General features: G+C 58.8%; 19 protein-coding genes. 8 read left to right on the top strand and 11 right to left on the bottom strand.

Annotated features, from left to right (window positions below; all coding sequences use genetic code 11):
• Positions 1–3: 3 nt before the first annotated feature.
• Positions 4–1,398 carry a sensor histidine kinase gene (locus ACYZTS_RS22025; protein WP_461992039.1) on the bottom strand — a complete coding sequence of 465 codons (1,395 nt, stop codon included), beginning with the start codon at positions 1,396–1,398 and terminating at the stop codon, positions 4–6.
• Positions 1,376–2,059, bottom strand: coding sequence for a response regulator transcription factor (locus ACYZTS_RS22020; protein ID WP_461992037.1), 684 nt, complete (start codon positions 2,057–2,059; stop codon positions 1,376–1,378). The genes ACYZTS_RS22025 and ACYZTS_RS22020 overlap by 23 nt, the downstream gene beginning before the upstream one ends.
• A gap of 276 nt (positions 2,060–2,335) precedes the next feature.
• On the opposite strand from ACYZTS_RS22020, the gene ACYZTS_RS22015 reads away from it, so the two are divergent.
• The 3 genes from ACYZTS_RS22015 (at position 2,336) to ACYZTS_RS22005 (ending at position 5,968) form a co-directional block, all read left to right on the top strand.
• A complete protein-coding gene (locus ACYZTS_RS22015) occupies positions 2,336–3,265 on the top strand; it encodes a hypothetical protein (protein WP_028623096.1) in 930 nt (309 codons plus the stop codon).
• Positions 3,266–3,758: 493 nt separating this feature from the next.
• The gene (locus tag ACYZTS_RS22010; protein WP_028623095.1) at positions 3,759–4,163 is read left to right on the top strand and encodes a TraR/DksA family transcriptional regulator; all 405 of its coding nucleotides are present in this window, start codon (positions 3,759–3,761) and stop codon (positions 4,161–4,163) included.
• Positions 4,164–4,324: 161 nt separating this feature from the next.
• Entirely contained in the window at positions 4,325–5,968 is a 1,644-nt protein-coding gene (locus ACYZTS_RS22005) for a methyl-accepting chemotaxis protein (RefSeq protein WP_461992034.1), read from the top strand.
• 142 nt (positions 5,969–6,110) lie between these two features.
• Here ACYZTS_RS22005 and ACYZTS_RS22000 read toward each other — a convergent pair whose 3' ends face one another.
• Positions 6,111–6,347 (bottom strand): DUF2789 family protein, encoded by a 237-nt coding sequence (locus ACYZTS_RS22000; protein WP_028623093.1) that lies wholly within the window; start codon positions 6,345–6,347, stop codon positions 6,111–6,113.
• 337 nt (positions 6,348–6,684) lie between these two features.
• Here ACYZTS_RS22000 and ACYZTS_RS21995 point away from each other — a divergent pair, with 337 nt between their 5' ends.
• Both ACYZTS_RS21995 and ACYZTS_RS21990 read left to right on the top strand, forming a co-directional pair.
• Positions 6,685–7,317 carry a hypothetical protein gene (locus ACYZTS_RS21995; RefSeq protein WP_461992032.1) on the top strand — a complete coding sequence of 211 codons (633 nt, stop codon included), beginning with the start codon at positions 6,685–6,687 and terminating at the stop codon, positions 7,315–7,317.
• The gene (locus ACYZTS_RS21990; RefSeq protein ID WP_461992030.1) at positions 7,310–7,888 is read left to right on the top strand and encodes a hypothetical protein; all 579 of its coding nucleotides are present in this window, start codon (positions 7,310–7,312) and stop codon (positions 7,886–7,888) included. The genes ACYZTS_RS21995 and ACYZTS_RS21990 overlap by 8 nt, the downstream gene beginning before the upstream one ends.
• Positions 7,889–7,985: 97 nt before the next feature.
• Here the strand turns inward: ACYZTS_RS21990 and ACYZTS_RS21985 are convergent, their stop codons facing one another.
• Positions 7,986–8,216 (bottom strand): hypothetical protein, encoded by a 231-nt coding sequence (locus ACYZTS_RS21985; protein ID WP_461992028.1) that lies wholly within the window; start codon positions 8,214–8,216, stop codon positions 7,986–7,988.
• Between the two features lie 130 nt (positions 8,217–8,346).
• Positions 8,347–8,619: a hypothetical protein gene (locus ACYZTS_RS21980; RefSeq protein ID WP_028623089.1), complete on the bottom strand. Its 273-nt coding sequence runs from the start codon at positions 8,617–8,619 to the stop codon at positions 8,347–8,349.
• 430 nt (positions 8,620–9,049) lie between these two features.
• Here ACYZTS_RS21980 and ACYZTS_RS21975 point away from each other — a divergent pair, with 430 nt between their 5' ends.
• The 3 genes from ACYZTS_RS21975 to ACYZTS_RS21965 all read left to right on the top strand — a co-directional run bounded on the left by ACYZTS_RS21975 (position 9,050) and on the right by ACYZTS_RS21965 (position 10,834).
• Complete coding sequence (locus ACYZTS_RS21975) at positions 9,050–9,499, top strand: hypothetical protein (RefSeq protein ID WP_033050693.1); 450 nt, start codon at positions 9,050–9,052, stop codon at positions 9,497–9,499.
• Complete coding sequence (locus ACYZTS_RS21970) at positions 9,499–9,702, top strand: hypothetical protein (RefSeq protein ID WP_028623087.1); 204 nt, start codon at positions 9,499–9,501, stop codon at positions 9,700–9,702. Before ACYZTS_RS21975 ends, ACYZTS_RS21970 begins: the two co-directional genes overlap by 1 nt.
• A 115-nt stretch (positions 9,703–9,817) precedes the next feature.
• Positions 9,818–10,834, top strand: a complete 1,017-nt coding sequence (locus tag ACYZTS_RS21965; protein WP_028623086.1) for an ABC transporter substrate-binding protein — start codon at positions 9,818–9,820, stop codon at positions 10,832–10,834.
• Between the two features lie 305 nt (positions 10,835–11,139).
• Here ACYZTS_RS21965 and ACYZTS_RS21960 read toward each other — a convergent pair whose 3' ends face one another.
• Genes ACYZTS_RS21960 through ACYZTS_RS21935 form a run of 6 tightly spaced genes read right to left on the bottom strand, consistent with a single transcriptional unit; the run spans position 11,140 to position 17,203 of the window.
• Positions 11,140–11,502, bottom strand: a complete 363-nt coding sequence (locus tag ACYZTS_RS21960; protein WP_461992026.1) for a Na+/H+ antiporter subunit G — start codon at positions 11,500–11,502, stop codon at positions 11,140–11,142.
• Complete coding sequence (locus tag ACYZTS_RS21955) at positions 11,499–11,777, bottom strand: K+/H+ antiporter subunit F (RefSeq protein WP_461992024.1); 279 nt, start codon at positions 11,775–11,777, stop codon at positions 11,499–11,501. The genes ACYZTS_RS21960 and ACYZTS_RS21955 overlap by 4 nt, the downstream gene beginning before the upstream one ends.
• Positions 11,774–12,262, bottom strand: a complete 489-nt coding sequence (locus ACYZTS_RS21950; RefSeq protein WP_461992022.1) for a Na+/H+ antiporter subunit E — start codon at positions 12,260–12,262, stop codon at positions 11,774–11,776. Before ACYZTS_RS21950 ends, ACYZTS_RS21955 begins: the two co-directional genes overlap by 4 nt.
• Complete coding sequence (locus ACYZTS_RS21945) at positions 12,259–13,944, bottom strand: monovalent cation/H+ antiporter subunit D (RefSeq protein ID WP_461992020.1); 1,686 nt, start codon at positions 13,942–13,944, stop codon at positions 12,259–12,261. The genes ACYZTS_RS21950 and ACYZTS_RS21945 overlap by 4 nt, the downstream gene beginning before the upstream one ends.
• Positions 13,941–14,285 carry a Na+/H+ antiporter subunit C gene (locus ACYZTS_RS21940; protein ID WP_007986256.1) on the bottom strand — a complete coding sequence of 115 codons (345 nt, stop codon included), beginning with the start codon at positions 14,283–14,285 and terminating at the stop codon, positions 13,941–13,943. The genes ACYZTS_RS21945 and ACYZTS_RS21940 overlap by 4 nt, the downstream gene beginning before the upstream one ends.
• Entirely contained in the window at positions 14,285–17,203 is a 2,919-nt protein-coding gene (locus ACYZTS_RS21935) for a monovalent cation/H+ antiporter subunit A (protein WP_461992018.1), read from the bottom strand. Before ACYZTS_RS21935 ends, ACYZTS_RS21940 begins: the two co-directional genes overlap by 1 nt.
• Positions 17,204–17,275: the final 72 nt, after the last annotated feature.

Genomic DNA, 17,275 nt, shown 5'->3' with positions numbered 1-17,275 from the left:
GGGTCAGGTCTGGGGGATCAGGCGTTGTTGGCAATCGAGCATCAACAGCGCGCCGCCGAGTTCACTTGTGCCGACCTCTAGCTTAAAGCCGTGAAGGCTGACAATCGCTGCAACGATCGATAAACCCAGGCCAAATCCGCTCTGTGGATGGCCACCTTCAGCGCGATAAAAGCGCTGGAACACTGCCTCACGTTCCGCCATCGCAATCCCCGGGCCGGAGTCGAGCACCTCGATTCGCGTGCACCCGCCTTCGTCACTCCCTCGCAAAATCACCTTGCCCCCCGGCGGTGTGAACTTGATCGAGTTGCTGAGCAAGTTCGCCAGTGCCTCGAATAACAACGCTCGATCACCGTACAGCGGCGGCAACGCGTCAGACAATTGCAGACGAAAAACCAATTCGCCTTCTTCCGCGAGCGGCAGGTAAAAGTCGTGCAGTTCCTGCAACAACGGCTTCGGATCGAGCTGCACAAAACCGGAACGCCGCTGCCGGTCCTCCAGTTCTGAAATGCGCAACAAACCGCGAAAGCGCGCCATCAATGTGTCTGCTTCAGCCAGCACCGAGTCCAGTTGCACCGCCAGCGGCGAACCGTCCTCGGCGTGCTGTTGAATCCGGTAAAGCTGCGCGCGCAAACGCGTCAGCGGAGTGCGCAAGTCGTGGGCGATGTTGTCACAGACTCCTTTGACTTCATTCATCAGACGTTCGATGCGTTCAAGCATGGCGTTGACGATGGCGGCGAGCATGTCGAGTTCGTCGCGGCGGTTGGACAGCGGCAGACGTCGGGTCAGGTCGCCGGCAACGATCGCTTCGGCGCTGGCCTGAATCGCGCGAATGCGCTGCAGAGGCCGGCGGCGCAGCAAGTGCCAACCGATGATGCCCGGCACAATGGTCAGGCTCATGCCCCAGAGCAAGGCGTGCAGGATGATCCGGGTCACCGCAAACAGCGAGCCGTTGTCGCGCATCAGAATCAGCCAGCGACCGTCTTTGGCCTGGGTCGCCACAGCGTCGCAGCTGTCCCTGGGCAACGTCGGGTCATCGGAATCGGCGCAGTCGCTGAGCATGTGGATCTTGCCGTCCAGGGGCAGGCCTTCGGGGATCTGTCGCAAGGCGCCGCTGAGGTAACGATGCTCGGCGTCGAACAGGCCATAAGCGTCGATGCCGCGAATGTCGAAGGTCATGCTGACGGCGAGGGCGTCAACCAGTTGCTCGCCGGAGAATCGTGAAAACAGATGCTGACGTTGCATCAGCGAATGTTTGGCAAGGTTGTCCAGATACGAAGACACCTCGTAATACATGACCCCCATGAGGATCGCGCTCCAGACCACGAACAGCGAACTGTACAGCCCCAGCAAGCGGCTGCTGGAAGAGCGCCAGCCGTTAGAGGGGTTCGGCAATGACATAACCCGAACCTCGCACAGTCCGGATCAGTGGGACATTGCCGGGCGGGTCGATCTTCTTGCGCAGGCGGCCGATGTGCACGTCGATCAGGTTGGTGCCAGGGTCGAAGTGATAGCCCCAGACCTCCTCGAAAATCATCATCCGCGAAAGGATCTGCCCGGTATTGCGCATCAGGAACTCCAGCAGTTTGTATTCAGTAGGCAACAAGGTGAGCAACTGGTTGGCACGGCTGGCTTCATGACTGATCAGGTTCAGCTCCAGGTCGGCGACCCGCAACGTGGTCGCTTGCGCGGTGACGTTGTTCTGCCGACGCAGCAGGACTTCGACCCGAGCGGCCATTTCGTCGGTGGCGAACGGCTTGGTCAGGTAATCGTCACCGCCGGCGCGCAAGCCGCGCACTCGCTCGTCGACATCGGAGAGGGCGCTGATCATTAGAATCGGCGTGGTAACGCCCATGGTCCGCAGGGTGGTGACGATCGTCAGGCCATCCAGCTCGGGCAGCATGCGATCCAGGGTGATCAGGTCATAGTCACCGCTGACCGCGCGTCTCAGGCCTTCGCGACCATTGTCGACCCAGTCGACATCAAGGCCATGGCTGCTCAGTTCGGCAACAATTTCCCGAGCGGTCACAGCGTCGTCTTCGATGGTCAAGATGCGGGTCATAGGTGGCCTGATTTGCGGTTCACGACATTGCTCGACATTTTGCCTACAAATCTTCGTTTGGTTCCTGAAAAAAACTTCATGAAATTTCGCTGTTTCTGCAATGCATAAAACCCGCTGCTCAGTGCCATTTCTTGCAAATTGCATGGTGGAAGGAAGTTCAAAATATCTAAATTACTGAAAATAAACGAGTTATTAGCCGCACCAAATTGGCACGCTGACTGCAATCACTCCTTCAACAACATGTAACAGCATCTTTCCTGCCTGGAGCGAAAAACAATGATTAGATCCTCGGATGGTTTCTATCCTGCCGCAGAAGAATCGAACGCCAGATCAGGCGTTTCATGGGGCGCGATTTTCGCAGGGGCCGCAGCTGCGGCGGCGTTGTCGTTGATCCTGGTGTTGCTCGGCTTCGGTCTGGGCTTCTCGGCCGTTTCTCCTTGGGCCAATGAAGGCGTCAGCGCTAAGGGCCTGGGCATCTCAACCATTATCTGGCTGGCATTTACACAAATCGTCGCATCCGGTCTGGGCGGTTACATCGCCGGTCGTCTGCGTGTGAAGTGGGCCAACATGCACGGTGATGAAGTTTACTTCCGTGACACCGCACATGGCTTCCTGGCCTGGTGTGTTGCCACACTGGTGACTGCGACCCTGGTTGTCGGATCGGTCAGCAGCATCGTCAGCGGTGGTGTGCAAGCCGGCGCCAGTGCAGTGGGCGGCGCAGCGAGTGCAGCGACGCAAGCAGCCGGTACAGCTGCCAGCAATACCGACAGCGATCAGTACGGCTACTTCGTCGACAGCCTGTTCCGCGATGATCGTCCAGTCGCTGTCAGTGATGACGCTGCCCGCAGCACCGTGACCCGCATCTTTGCGCGCGGCCTCAGCGAGGGTCAATTGTCTGCAGAAGATCGCACCTATCTGGCGCAACTGGTTGCTCAACGGACCAACCTGAGCCAGGCCGATGCTGAACGTCGTGTCGATGAAGTGTATGCACGGACCCAGAAAGCCATTGCTGACGCCAAGCAGGCTGCCAAGGAAGCTGCCGACACCGCCGCTAAAGTCGCTGCCATGACCGCGCTGTGGATGTTCGTCGCACTGCTGATTGGTGCTTTCTTCGCCAGCTTCGCTGCAACCTTTGGTGGTCGTCGTCGGGATGCCGTTGAGTACCTCGAAACCGATGCCTACGTGACCCCAACTCAAGTTCGTTAATAAGGAGTACTCCCATGCGCTCATTACTGCTGCTGTTCCTGGGCATCCCGATCCCGATCATCATCCTGATTGCGTTGCTGACATAAAATTGTTCCGAGGCTTATGCCTCCGCCGCTTCCGCCTTTGGTGGAAGCGGTTTTTTTATGGCTGGTCAGTCAGATCTGTTTTTCGGTTCATCCATCGACCATCGCCGCCGATACTTCATCACGCCGAGCCGTTTGTCTTGTATATACAGCCGCTCAGTTGAATTTCTTGCTATAAACGCACTCCGATAATCACCGCAACGGTTGCCATAGAGCAGTTTCCGGGCTTTGTCGGCCACATTCGCTGAGTTTTCAGTTGCTGGGGCCTCGACTCGGCCTTAGACTGCCGCCCCTCGTAAATTGAGTGCCGGGTGGCGCTTGGAATAAATGGCGCCTTTCCGCTGGCCAGACCTGGTCTGCCGGATCGCTCCCTAATTCGCCTTAATGCACGTTTTTTTATAGAGATATCAATGACAAAGGACAAGTTGCTGGCCATGCCGGCGGATGACTACATGAATGCCGAGCAACATGCTTTTTTCTCCGAGCTGTTGAAGAACATGAAAGTCGAAACCCACGAGCGCATCGAACAGAATCGCATCGCCATCGAGAGCCTGGACACCCCGGCCGATCCGGCTGACGCTGCTTCTGTTGAAGAAGAGCGCACCTGGCTGGTAAACGCGATCGATCGCGATCAGCGTATGCTGCCTCAGTTGGAACAGGCGCTCGAGCGCATCAAGGAAGACAGCTTCGGCTGGTGCGACGACAGCGGCGAGGCCATTGGCCTCAAGCGTCTGCTGATCAGCCCGACCACCAAATACTGCATCGAAGCTCAAGAGCGTCACGAACAGATCGACAAGCACCAGCGTCAGGCCTGATTTCGTAACGCCCCGCATCGCGGGCAAGCCTTACTCTTGACGGAGTCAGGCTTGCCCGCGATGCTTTTTTTCGTCTGCAGAAAAGTGTCGTCTGTATTTGTTGATCTGCTGCAAGGCCCACGACTAACGGACCATAGATAATGGCGTTGTAGTGGCGTTTAATGCGCAGACAACAATTACAAACGACGTGGGGTGACGAAATGACGAGAGACGGATCTCTGGCTAAGGCCGTGCCTGCACCACTGCCTGCCGCGAAAACCCGCTGGCTGTCACCGACGCTGCAAAGCATCGCCCTGATGCTGTTGGTGTGCGGCCTGACGCTGGGTAGCTGGCCACTTTACGTTGGGCTGCCAGTGGCGGTCATGGTCGTCTGGCTGCCCCGATTACGTGCGCGGGCAGTGCCCGAGGAAATCGCCGACGGCGGCGCGAGCGCGATGGCCGAGCTGACGCGTGATCTTTCCTACACCACCAGTCACAACGCACTGTCCGCCGCAGGCGTCGCATACTCGGTGCGGCAGCTGGCCGACAAGCTGCAATCGCAACTCGGTGCGGCGGCGCGAATTGTCAGTAACGCCGAAGTGATGATCGCCACCGAACAAGCCACCTCGACCCTCAGCCGCGATGCACTCAGTGCGGCGAGCGAAGCGCATGAAAGTAGCGCGGCCGGCAGCGCCGAGTTGAACGAGTCGATCACGCGCATGCATCAGCTCAGCGAACGTGCCAATAGCAGCCGCGAACTGATCGAAGCGCTCAGTGTGCGCAGCGACGATATCCAGCGCGTCACGCTGGTGATTCAATCCATCGCCAGCCAGACCAATTTGCTTGCGTTGAACGCGGCCATCGAGGCTGCAAGGGCAGGGGAGCACGGCCGTGGTTTTGCGGTGGTGGCCGATGAGGTTCGTGGACTGGCCGCGCGTACGGCGACTGCGACAGGTGAGGTCGGTGAGATGGTCGCCGATATCCAACGGCGCACGGCACAAGTCGTCGAGCAGATTCGCCAGCTGTCCAGCGACCTCGACATCGGTGTCGAGCAGGTCGAACGCACCGGTTCGCATCTGCAAAACATCGCCCGTCTGGCGGCGGGGGTTGAACGTCAGGTCAGCGAAATCGCCGAGGGCGCCAACACCAATCGCGAGCAACTCGACAGCCTGTTCCACGCCATCGAGCAGATGCGCAGCGACCTGGCGATCAGCGATCAGCAAACTCAGCGCCTCGCCGAGGCGGCGGTGCAGATGGAAGGGCAGGCTGAAACCATCAGCGAACGCCTCGCCGAAGTCGGTCTGGATGATTACCACCAGCGCATTTATGACCTGGCCCTCGAAGGGGCCAATCAGATCGCGGGACGCTTTGAAACGGATATCGACGAAGGCCGGGTCAGCCTCGACGATTTGTTCGATCGCAATTACCAGGCAATTCCCAACACCAGTCCGGCGAAATTTCAGACGTGTTTTGATCGCTACACCGACCAGGTTCTGCCGGCCATTCAGGAACCTTTATTGCCGCGCCATGAAGGCCTGGTATTTGCGATTGCCTGCACGCAGCAAGGTTATGTGCCGACGCACAACAAGGTATTCAGCCAGCCGCTGACCGGCGATGTGCAGGTTGATACCTTGCAGAACCGCACCAAGCGAAAATTCGCCGACCGCACGGGCATTCGTTGCGGCAGTCATCAGCAGGCGGTGCTGCTGCAGACTTACACTCGGGACACCGGAGAATTGATGCACGACTTGTCCGTGCCAATCATGGTGAAGGGCCGGCATTGGGGCGGTCTGCGGTTGGGGTACAAGCCGGAAAACCCACGTTGATGCGTGGCTGCTTTTCGGTGTTGGGGCGTGGGATGCATGAGACGTTTTGGTACGACACAAATCCGTAGGAGCCGGCTTGCTGGCGATGGCTGCGGTGAAGGTGATGCCTCCATCGCTGGCAAGCCAGCTCCTACAAAGGATGTTATTTGCCGTTGTGCAAACGTACGTTCAACTCGTCGACCATCATGGCTTCTTCGCCGTCGGCCAGTAACCATTCCTTGAGAAGTTGGGTTTGGTGCGGTTCCCAGAAATCCGCTTCTGACACTTTAGTCTCTGGCTCCAGTTGATGTGCTTCGATGAAGTCATCAATGGCGCTCCCTTCAGTCGGCAAGCCCAGTTGAGCGAACAGGGTTTCCAGATCGTGTGCGGGCAGATCCATATTTATCTCCTCAGAATGTTCCGGTCGCATCAAATACGCGATCGACAAATGCAGTGTCATTGCATCTGAGGGAAAGGTGCGCCAAGAGTTCGAACGGGTTGGAACGCTTCCAGCGAATTCCGCACAATGATGGCAATAGGCTATTGATTAACATCATTCGTGCGATTACGATGCCGTCGCGTTTTTGGCGTCATAGAGCCGCCATGCGAAAAGTCCGTACATGGATGTAGGCGACACACCTTCTGGTTTCCGGCCTTGCAGCGCCGATCCGGCCACTCCTTGCACGAATTCTTTCGAGCCGACGCATCTCCGATCCCGCATGAAAAGGATGTAAGCAGTGAAGCGTCTTATGTATCTGATGGCCATCGCGCTTGGCTTGTCATTGACCGGTTGTGTGTCGTTCACACCGCTGGGCCCCATCGGCGAGCCCTTGCAGCCCTCGTCATCGACGCTTGACCGCAGTGCCGAAATCCGCGATGTGGTGATCTCAGCACCCAAGCTGGACGAGAGTGCACGCGCCAGCGGCAGCCGGCAATTGACCGAGCAGATCAGTACCTACGTCGACAAGAGCGACTATTTCAAGCGAGTCGTCGTATTCCCGGCCAAGGCGGGTGAAGACGATGTGGTGCTCAGGTTCAACCTGACGTCGCTCGCTGGCAAACGCACCATGCACCCGGCGTACATCCCCGGTGCTTTGCTCACATTGACCATCTGGATCTGGGTCGATGGCCCTATCTATGTCGACAAGTACGACCTGGCCGGCGAACTGATCATCGAAGACCGCCACGGCAAGCAACTGGCGAAGTCGGTCGAGCAGGTCAAGCTCGACAAGAATGTCGGTCTGTGGAACGCCGATTACTTGAATCCACGACTGGGCGGTACTCAATTGCGCGAACTGATCGCCCAATTGCTGGCCACTGCCACGCCACAATTGCAGACAACGTCCAGGGAACTCGCCGCCCATGAATAAGTACTTTTTGCTGATCTTGTTACTGGTCAGCAGTACCCTGACCGGCTGCATCTCTTATTCCAAGCACGAGCTGGCAGCGGTCGAACAGTGGCCGCCGGCCCAGGCCCGACAGGACAAGCCGACGGCCTACCTGCACGTCACCACACAACAGCAGTTCAACGGTGAACTGTCAGGTGGCGGCGGCGATGCGGCGCTGGTGGAAAAGAGCATGCTCGACACCTTCAAGGAGTCTGGCCAGTTTAAAAACGTCACCACCGACAAAGTCGAATCGAATCTGTACGTGACAAGCACTCTGACCAACAACGAGCAGGGCAATATGGCCAGCGCGTTTTTGACCGGTTTTACACTCTTCGTGATTCCAACGACGTACAGCAACACCTTTACCCTGGAAACGGTGTTCAAGGATCAGGACGGCAAGTTGCTCGGTAAAATCGTCAAGCAGGAAAGTACCCGCACCTGGTTGCAGATTTTGTTGATCGTTGGGTTGCCGTTCAATGAGCGTGGAGACGGTCTACTTGATCACCTCACCCAGAGCACGCTGGATGAAGCAGTCAAACGCAAATTGATCTGAAATTTCTGTTGAAAAAGGCGTGTAACCTTTGCGGTTGACACGCCTTTTTGCTTTCTACGGTTTTGCCGTTCGGCCGCCTTCGAACAAACCCCACCTCTCAGGCTTTCAATGCGCCCGCATCGACGGCAGCCTTCAGCTCTTGTGCCGACTCCGCTGCAGCAACGGCCGCACCTTCCGACGTCTTGAACCAGCGGTCTTTTTCGACTTGATGATAAGTCACAGCCGTCAGTGGTGGTTTGGCGCGCATTACAATGACTGCCTGGAATTCGCCGTCGACTTCTCTGGCTTCGCCCCGGATAAAAAATTCACCGATATCAAATTCCGTCACTTAGCAGCCTTCCCTTGGAAATTGTCTGTTGTGTAGAAAGCCGCCCGGCCCGGGAACGGATTCATTGGTCGCGCAGTATGGCAGTAGTTGCATGCCGACGGCTGAGATAAGTCGTCGGCATGACGAAGCGTCATTGAAACGAGGTGGCGGAGCTATTCATGCGCCATTCAAGTGCCCGGGCGAGGGCGCACGCTTCATTGTGGTTGCTGCGGAATCCTCTTACATGGCCTGTGGAGATTTCCTTGATATGGAAGAAGGAATTGCCGGCCAATATCACTTGAAAACGCGGAATGGTCTGCCGTTCCTCGGGCCCGGCTGCATCGCCGAATAACGCGGGATGCAGTGTCGAAACGTTGCGCATAGGTGTCGCATGGGTCGGAACGTAGTGGGTCAGGGTGCTCATAGGAAGTCCTTTTCGGTGTTTTGCCGACGTGTGTACGTAGTTTTGAGTAGTCTGCGGGAGCATCGCTGCTCTAGAATCACCCTCACTGGTTGGCGATTGATCACATCTAAAGCAATTTTTTGCCGCCGATATGTAAGAAAAGTGCCTTTTTCGAAGCGCCTTTTCCCTAAGATCTGTAATCCGTTTTTTTCTGGCAACCAACAGGGCTTTTTCCTTCAGCTTTTGGCGAAGGCCTGGCGAGACGACGTGCAAGACTTTCCATTAGTCTTCACGCACTTCGCGACGAATGAGCGCTCAGCTCCTCTCGGGATGCCAACCGGGTCATTTGGCGACACCATCGGCATTGCCGCTTTTTTCTGCTGTGCGTTCTTCTGCGTGCGGCATCATTTTCAGATGTGGGGATGTTTCCTTGGCAGTAAGTAATCTCGATATGCATGCTTTGTTCGTGCTGGGTGATCTGCGAGCGAAGCTGGTTAAACAATTCCAGTCGCGTTTTGTTTACGTCACCGAACAGAACGCCGAAGGCATTTACATTGCCGAACTCGACACTGAGTCCGCTTTGGTGGTGGACGACAAACCCGGCCTGAAACTCAAGGTTGGCGATCATTTCAGCGCCGCCGTGTTGCCAAGTCGCGAAGGCGGCAAACTGGAAATCCGCTTCCGCGAAATCAAAATGACCGTGTACGGGCTGGGCGACTATGCCTTTGTCACCACGGCCGACGGCGAGGCGGTGATTTTCAAGGAAGGCCACAGCGTGGTGATGGTGTTCGCTGCTCACCAGCAATTGCAGGAAGGCTTGACCAAGACACTCAAAGCAGTGACAGCCAAGGCTGCCAAGTGGCGTAAAGGCGAGCTCATCACCTTCAAGGCCAGCGAGTAATGCCGCTGACTCGCGCCGATTTTCATCTGCAAAACCTGGCCACCGCTCAAGCGGAAGCCCAGCGTCTGTTCAGTCAGAAAGTAGTGCTGCAGGGCGCGTGGCTTGGGTGGGTTGCCTCGCAGATTTACACGTTGCAGCCGGCGGAATACGCCAGCATGGTTCGCCGAGAACTGGCGCGACTGCAGGAAACGTGCGGAAAATAATCCGCCCCCCTCGAAAGCAGGAACCTCTACTACAGTCAGTTGACTGAGTATTCTGAGGCTTGCGGTCTTCGTCAGGCCATCCTGCTATTGCTGTGAACAGCACGAGGTGCAAAGCATGAACGGATTTCGACGGCTGCTGGCCGCTACGTTGGCCACTTTCGGTTTGCTGGTGTCGCCCACCCCGGTCTTCGCCGCCCAAGCGCCGATCCACTTTGCCGATCTGAACTGGGAGAGCGGCAGCCTGATCACCGATATCCTGCGCATCATTGTCGAGAAGGGCTACGGTCTGCCGACCGATACGCTGCCGGGAACCACCATCACGCTGGAAACCGCACTGGCCAACAACGATATACAGGTGATCGGCGAAGAATGGGCTGGTCGCAGCCCGGTCTGGGTGAAGGCAGAAGCAGAGGGCAAGGTCGTTGGTCTCGGCGATACCGTCAAAGGCGCGACCGAGGGCTGGTGGGTGCCCGAATATGTCATCAAGGGCGATCCGGCCAGGGGCATCAAACCGATGGCGCCCGACTTGCGCAGTGTGACCGATCTGCCCCGTTACAAAAGCGTCTTCAGCGACCCGGAATCACCGGGCAAAGGCCGCTTCCTCAACAGCCCGATCGGCTGGACTTCCGAAGTCGTCAACAAGCAGAAACTCAAGGCTTATGGCCTCGACGACAGCTATGTGAACTTCCGAAGTGGCTCCGGCGCTGCGCTGGATGCAGAGATCAGTTCATCGATCCGCCGTGGCAAACCGATATTGTTCTACTACTGGTCGCCCACCCCGTTGCTTGGCCGCTTCAAGCTGATTCAGCTGGAAGAGCCAGCGTTCGATGCCGAGGCCTGGAAGACCTTGACCGACGCTGATAATCCCAATCCGAAACCGACCCGCTCACTGGCCTCGAAGCTGTCCATTGGCGTGTCCACGCCATTCCAGAAAGAGTATCCGCAGATCGCCGAGTTTTTCAGCAAGGTCGATTTCCCGATCGATCCTCTGAACAAGGCGTTGGCGGACATGAGCGAAAAACACACGCCACCGCGTCAGGCTGCGGAAGCGTTCATGAAGGCTCATCCGGACGTCTGGCAGGCCTGGTTGCCGAAGGATGTGGCGGACAAGGTGTCGGCTGGGCTGAAATAAATGGCCGGGGCGGGTGTAACCCGTAACTGTGGGAGCAAAGCTTGCTCACGATGCTTTCAAAGCCACACCTGCGCCGTGCACTTCGAGAAATGCCAACTACGAGGATTGTTCAAATCCACTGTCGGGATCGTTGACCATGACGTTTTTGTTGGCTCAATGGCTGGTATCGATTTTCGCGACGATCTGGCTGATCCATGTGTACTGAGCGCTGGGCGGTCGGTGGCGGCGATTGCCGCGGTGCCGCAAGTGCCAGCGGAAGGCAGCAGCCACGCGCGACCCGCGTATACAGCCCGCGTCCGGCAAACTTAACTCCGATCTTCCGTGTGCCGACTGCTCACTTCGGCCGGCACATCATCCCCGGCCATGCGCTTGCGAAACAGCGCCGCCCGCGCCAGCAACAGAGTGGTCACCGGCACGGTAATCGCCAGCAGGATCGGAATCAGCCAGGCATGCAGGACAGGTGCAGATTTCAGCGCGGAAAAGTAGATGATTGACCCCAGCGCCACACACCACGCGCCCAGCGTTGAGGCCAGCGCGGGTGGATGCATGCGTTGAAAAAAGTCCTTCAGTCTTAAAAGGCCGACAGCACCCAGCACCGCGAACAGGCTGCTGAGCACCAGCAGGATCGCCACCGACACTTCCACCCATATAGACAGTTCAGCGTTCACTCGATCACCTCGCCACGCAGCAGGAATTTCGCCAGGGCAAACGAGCCCACGAAGCCGAACAGTGCGATCAGCAGCGCCGCTTCAAAGTACGTATCACTGGCATAACGAATACCCAGGGTCAGCATCATCAGCATCGCGATGATGTACAGATAATCCAGGGCCAGCACCCGATCCTGCGCCGATGGGCCTTTGAACAGGCGCGCCAGGGTCAGCACCATTGCCAGCGAAAAGATGAACAGGCTCAACAGGATCGCGTTCGACAGCAGCGGGCTCATTCGAAGATCTCCATCAATGGGCGCTCGTAGGTGTCCTTGAAGTGCTGGATGAACAGCGCTTCATCCTCAAGATCGAACACGTGCAGCAATAAAATGCTGCGGTCCAGCGCCAGTTCCGACCAGACCGTGCCGGGCACCACCGTGCAGATCATCGCCAGTGCTGCCAAACCGTTGGCATCGTGCAGGTCCAGCGGCACTTTGATGAATGCCGAGCGCGGCGGTCGGCGACGGTCATTGAGGACGCTCCAGGCCACGGCGAGGTTGGACTTCACCACATCGCAAAGCACTAGAAAAAACAGCCGCACGATCACGCCGGGTCGACGAATGCGCGTCGGCAGTGGCCGCAACTTGCGCATCATCACCGGCGCGCACAACCCCAGCACGGCGCCCAGCAGCAGATGGCCGGGGCTCAGCGACTGGTTCAGCAGCAACCACAGCAGCCACAGCGCCAACGACAGCCACGGCGCGGGAAACAGACGCTTCATGGCAACTCCTCCACCAACGCCGCTCTGGCTTCGGGGCTGGGCACGGCGCGCGTGCCCATGACCGCGATCACGTATTGCTGCGGGTTGTTCAAGGCTTGCGCGGCAGACTGGGTGTACCGCAGCAGCGGTTCGGCCTTGAAAGTCAGCGCAACGCTCAAACCCAGCAGTGCGATGATCGGCAGACATTCAAACAGTCGAAGCGCTGGCGACGGCCGCTCTTCCGGCGTCCAGAACCGCTGGATGCCGACTCGCGAAAACGCGATCAGTGACGCCAGGCCGGACAGGATCAACAACGCCAGCAACCCCCACGCCGCATTCGACACCGGCTCGTCTGCGCCATTGCCCAGGCCCATCGGGTTGAGCAGGGCGCTCAGCAGGTTGACTTTGCCGATGAAGCCGGACAGTGGCGGCATGCCAATGATCAGCAAGGCGCACGCTATGAAACTCAAACCGAGAAAGGCCATGGTCCAGGGGATCACTTGACCGACCACGGCTTTTTGTTCGTCATCGAGGTTGATGCCCTTGGGCGGTTGCAAGGACTCCATCGGCCGCGCGATCAGGTCACCGTCGTCGTACAGCGGCATCTCGTTGGCTGAACGTGAACGCTCGATCAGCTCGGCCAGCAGGAACAGCGCACTCAGCGCCAGGGTCGAACTGACCAGATAAAACAGCGCAGCGCCGATCAGGTTCGGCTGGGCGAAACCGATGGCCGACAGCAGAATCCCCGCCGACACCAGGATGCTCAAACTGGCCACGCGCTCCAGACGCTGCGCAGCGAGGATCGCGACGGCAGCGCAAACGATGGTCGCCATGCCGCCGTAAATCAGCCAGTCGCCGCCAAAATACGCCGACGCACCAGCCTGCCCGGAGAACAGCAGTGTCCACAAGCGCAGCAAGGTGTAGACGCCGACTTTGGTCATGATCGCGAACATCGCCGCCACGGGGGCGCTGGCCGCAGAATAAGCGGGTGCGAGCCAGAAGTTCAGCGGCCACATCCCGGCCTTGGCCAGAAACGCCACGGCGAGAATCCCCGCGCCAGCGTGCAACAAGCCGCAATCGGCTTCCGGCACCAACGGGATTTTAAGCGCCAGATCGGCCATGTTCAGCGTCCCGGTAACGCCGTAGATCAGTGCCGCGCCGATCAGGAACAATGACGATGCCAGCAGGTTGATCGAGATGTAATGCAAACCTGACGACACCCGCGCGCGGCCCGAACCGTGCAGCATCAGGCCGTACGACGCGGCGAGCAGCACTTCGAAAAACACGAACAGGTTGAACAGGTCGGCAGTCAGGAAGGCCCCGTACAGGCCCATCAACTGAATCTGAAACAGCGCGTGAAAACTCGAACCGGCGCCGTCCCAACGGGCCATTGCAAACAGCAGGGCGCAGACACCGATGATGCCGGTCAGCACCAGCATCATCGCCGACAACTGATCGACCACCAGCACAATCCCGAAAGGCACTTGCCAGTTGCCCGGCAGGTAGACGCCGATCGAGCCGGGCAGGCCGCTTGATTGCGTCCACAACAGCAACGTCACGGAAATGCCCAACCCGATCAGGCTGGACAGCAGGTTGATTCGAGCCTTCAGCGGCCGGTGTTTCTCGCCCAGCAGCAGCATCACGGCGGCCGTCAGCAGCGGCAGCAGAATCGGAGCAGCAATCAGGTGTGCCATTGCATTCATTCTTTAGGCTCCCGGCCATCCACATGGTCGGTACCCGTCAGGCCCCGCGAGGCCAGCAGCACAACGAGAAACAACGCCGTCATGGCGAAGCTGATGACAATAGCGGTCAGCACCAAAGCCTGGGGCAACGGATCGGTGTAATGCAGAAGATCCTGCGGCACGCCGTCCTTGATGATCGGCTCCTTGCCGATAAACAGGCTGCCCATGCTGAAGATGAACAGATTGACGCCGTAGGACAGCAGACACAGGCCCATGACCACTTGAAACGTTCGGGGGCGCAGGATCAGCCAGACGCCGGACGCGGCCAGAACGCCGATGGCGATCGCGATGACTTCTTCCATCAGACGGCTCCTTTGGTGGCGACGGATTTAGGCAGGGTCGCGTTTTTGTGGCCGCGAACGGATTGGTGAGCGATGGCCGTCAGGATCAGCAGCGTCGAACCGACCACCACCGAGTACACGCCGACGTCGAAGAACAGCGCGCTGGCGATGTGAATTTCGCCAAGCAGCGGCACGCTCAGGTGCCAGGTGTGAGTGGTCAGGAACGGGTAACCCACGGCCATTGCGCCGAGCCCGGTGACCGTTGCGGACAGCAAACCGGTGCCCATCCAGCGCAAGGGACGCAGATTCATTTGCGCTTCGACCCACTGCGTGCCCGCGACCATGTACTGCAGAATGAATGCCACCGACATCACCAGGCCCGCGACAAAACCACCGCCGGGCTGATTGTGGCCGCGCATGAACAGGTAGGCAGACACCACCAGCGCGATCGGCAACAGCAGGCGCACCAGCACCGCTGGAACCATCATGAAGCCCAGTGCGGTGTCGCTGGCCGAACGCGGGTTGACCAGATCGGTCGCCACGTCGGGCGCCAGCAGGCGCTGTTGGGTCGGCAGTTGCAGGCTTTCCTTGGGCGGGCGGAAACGTCGCAGCAGGGCGAAAATGGTCAGGGCAACGGCCGCTAGCACGGTGATTTCGCCGAGGGTGTCGAAGCCACGGAAATCCACCAGCATCACGTTGACCACGTTGCTGCCGCCACCTTCAGGCAAGGCGCGGCTGAGGTAGAACGACGAAATATCGTTGGGCGTCTGGCGCGTGAGCATTGCGTACGACAGCAGAGCCATGCCGGCACCGACTGCAATCGACAGCAGCAGGTCCCGCAGACGACGGATGCGCGCCTTGCGCAAGGTGCTCGGCAGCGGCGTGACCTCTTCGATCCGCCGCGGCAACCAGCGCAAGCCGAGCAGGATCAGCACGGTGGTCACCACTTCGACCACCAGTTGTGTCAGCGCCAGGTCTGGCGCCGAGAACCAGACGAAGGTAATACACGTCATCAGGCCGCAGACGCTGACCATGGTCAGGGCCGCGAGCCGGTGATATTTGGCTTGCCACGCCGCGCCCAGTGCGCAGGCAATCGCCAGCACCCAGAGGGTCACGAACACGATCGAACCCGGGATCTTCGGCCGATCGCCCCAACTCAACTGGCTGTGCAGCATCGGGATCAACCCGGCCAGTACGGCCGCGACCACCACGAGAAACAATTGGGTTTGCAGGCGCCTGGTGCTCATCCGCCGTTCAAAACGTCGGGCCAGGCGCATCATGACCACCTGGCTGCGCTCGAACATGCGCTTGCCATTGAAGTGGCCCACCACTGGCGGGTATTTGAAACGCCCGCGCTTGAGCTGTTTACGTAACAACAGGTAGAGCAAGATGCCACCGGACATGGCGACCAGGCTCATGAGCATTGGCGCGTTCCAGCCGTGCCAGATCGCCAGGCTGTATTCCGGTAACGTGCCGCCCACGACCGGCAGGGCAGCGGCGGACAGCAGCGGGCCGACCACTTGTGAGGGGAAAATCCCGACCACCAGGCAGGCGAACACCAGCAACTCGACCGGCGCGCGCATCCAGCGTGGTGGTTCGTGCGGGGTGTGCGGCAGGTTGGTGGCCGTGGGGCCGAAGAACACGTCGACGGTGAACCGCAACGAGTAGGCGACGCTGAAGATCCCGGCGATGGTTGCGACGATCGGCAAGGTCAGTTCGATCCAGGCGGTCGCATTGATAAACACGGTTTCCGCGAAGAACATTTCCTTGGAGAGAAAGCCGTTCAGCAGCGGCACGCCCGCCATCGAGGCGCTGGCAACCATGGCCAGGGTTGCGGTGAACGGGATCAGTTTGATCAGCCCGCTGAGTTTGCGAATGTCACGGGTACCGCTTTCGTGGTCGATGATCCCCGCTGCCATGAACAGCGAAGCCTTGAACGTGGCGTGATTGAGAATATGGAATACGGCGGCCACTGCGGCCAGGGGGCTGTTCAGCCCGAGCAGCAAAGTGATCAACCCGAGGTGACTGATGGTCGAGTAGGCCAGCAGCCCTTTGAGGTCATTCTGAAACATCGCGCAGTACGCGCCGAGCAACAGCGTGCAGGCACCGGCGCCGCTGACGATGTAGAACCATTCTTCACTGCCCGACAGCGACGGCCACAACCGTGCAAGCAGAAAGACCCCGGCCTTGACCATCGTCGCCGAGTGCAGATACGCCGACACCGGTGTCGGCGCGGCCATCGCGTGGGGCAGCCAGAAGTGGAAAGGGAATTGCGCGCTTTTACTGAGGGCGCCGATCAGAATCAGAGGAAGCAGGACAGGGTAGAGGGCATGTGCGCGAATCAGCTCACCGGCGGCCAGGACCTTGTCCAGGTCATAGCTGCCGACGACATGGCCGAGCAGCATGACCCCCGCCAGCAGGCACAACCCGCCCGCGCCCGTGACCATCAATGCCATGTAGGCACCGCGTCGCGCGTCGGCGCGGTGATGCCAATAACCGATCAACAGGAATGAGAAGAGGCTGGTCAGCTCCCAGAAAAACACGATCTGAATCAGGTTGCCGGAAATGACCAGGCCGAGCATGGCGCCCATGAACGCCAGGAAAAAGGCGAAGAATCGCGGTACCGGATCGTCCGGCGACATGTAGTAACGGGCGTACAGCGACACCAGCGTGCCGATGCCCAGCACCAGCATGGAGAACAGCCAGGCGAACCCGTCCATGCGCAGCACGAAGTTCAAGCCGAGGCTGGGCAACCAGAAAAATTCTTCACGAATGACCCCGCCATCGGCGATCTGCGGGTACAGCAGCGCCACCTGGATGGTGCCTATCAAGGCCACCAGGCCAGCCAGCAGGGATTCAGTGTTACGCGCGTTGTGCGGCAGCAGGGCTGCCAAACAGCTGCCGACAAAGGGCAGAAGCAGTAGAACTATCAGGGACATAGGCTTCTAATCTGCGGAAGTTTGTGAAGCATCATACGTGCCAGTCCCCGGATCACCAAACGTCAAGCTGTC

The sequence above is a fragment of the Pseudomonas sp. TMB3-21 genome, assembly GCF_054898145.1.
This window is presented reverse-complemented; position numbering and strand designations above follow the sequence as displayed.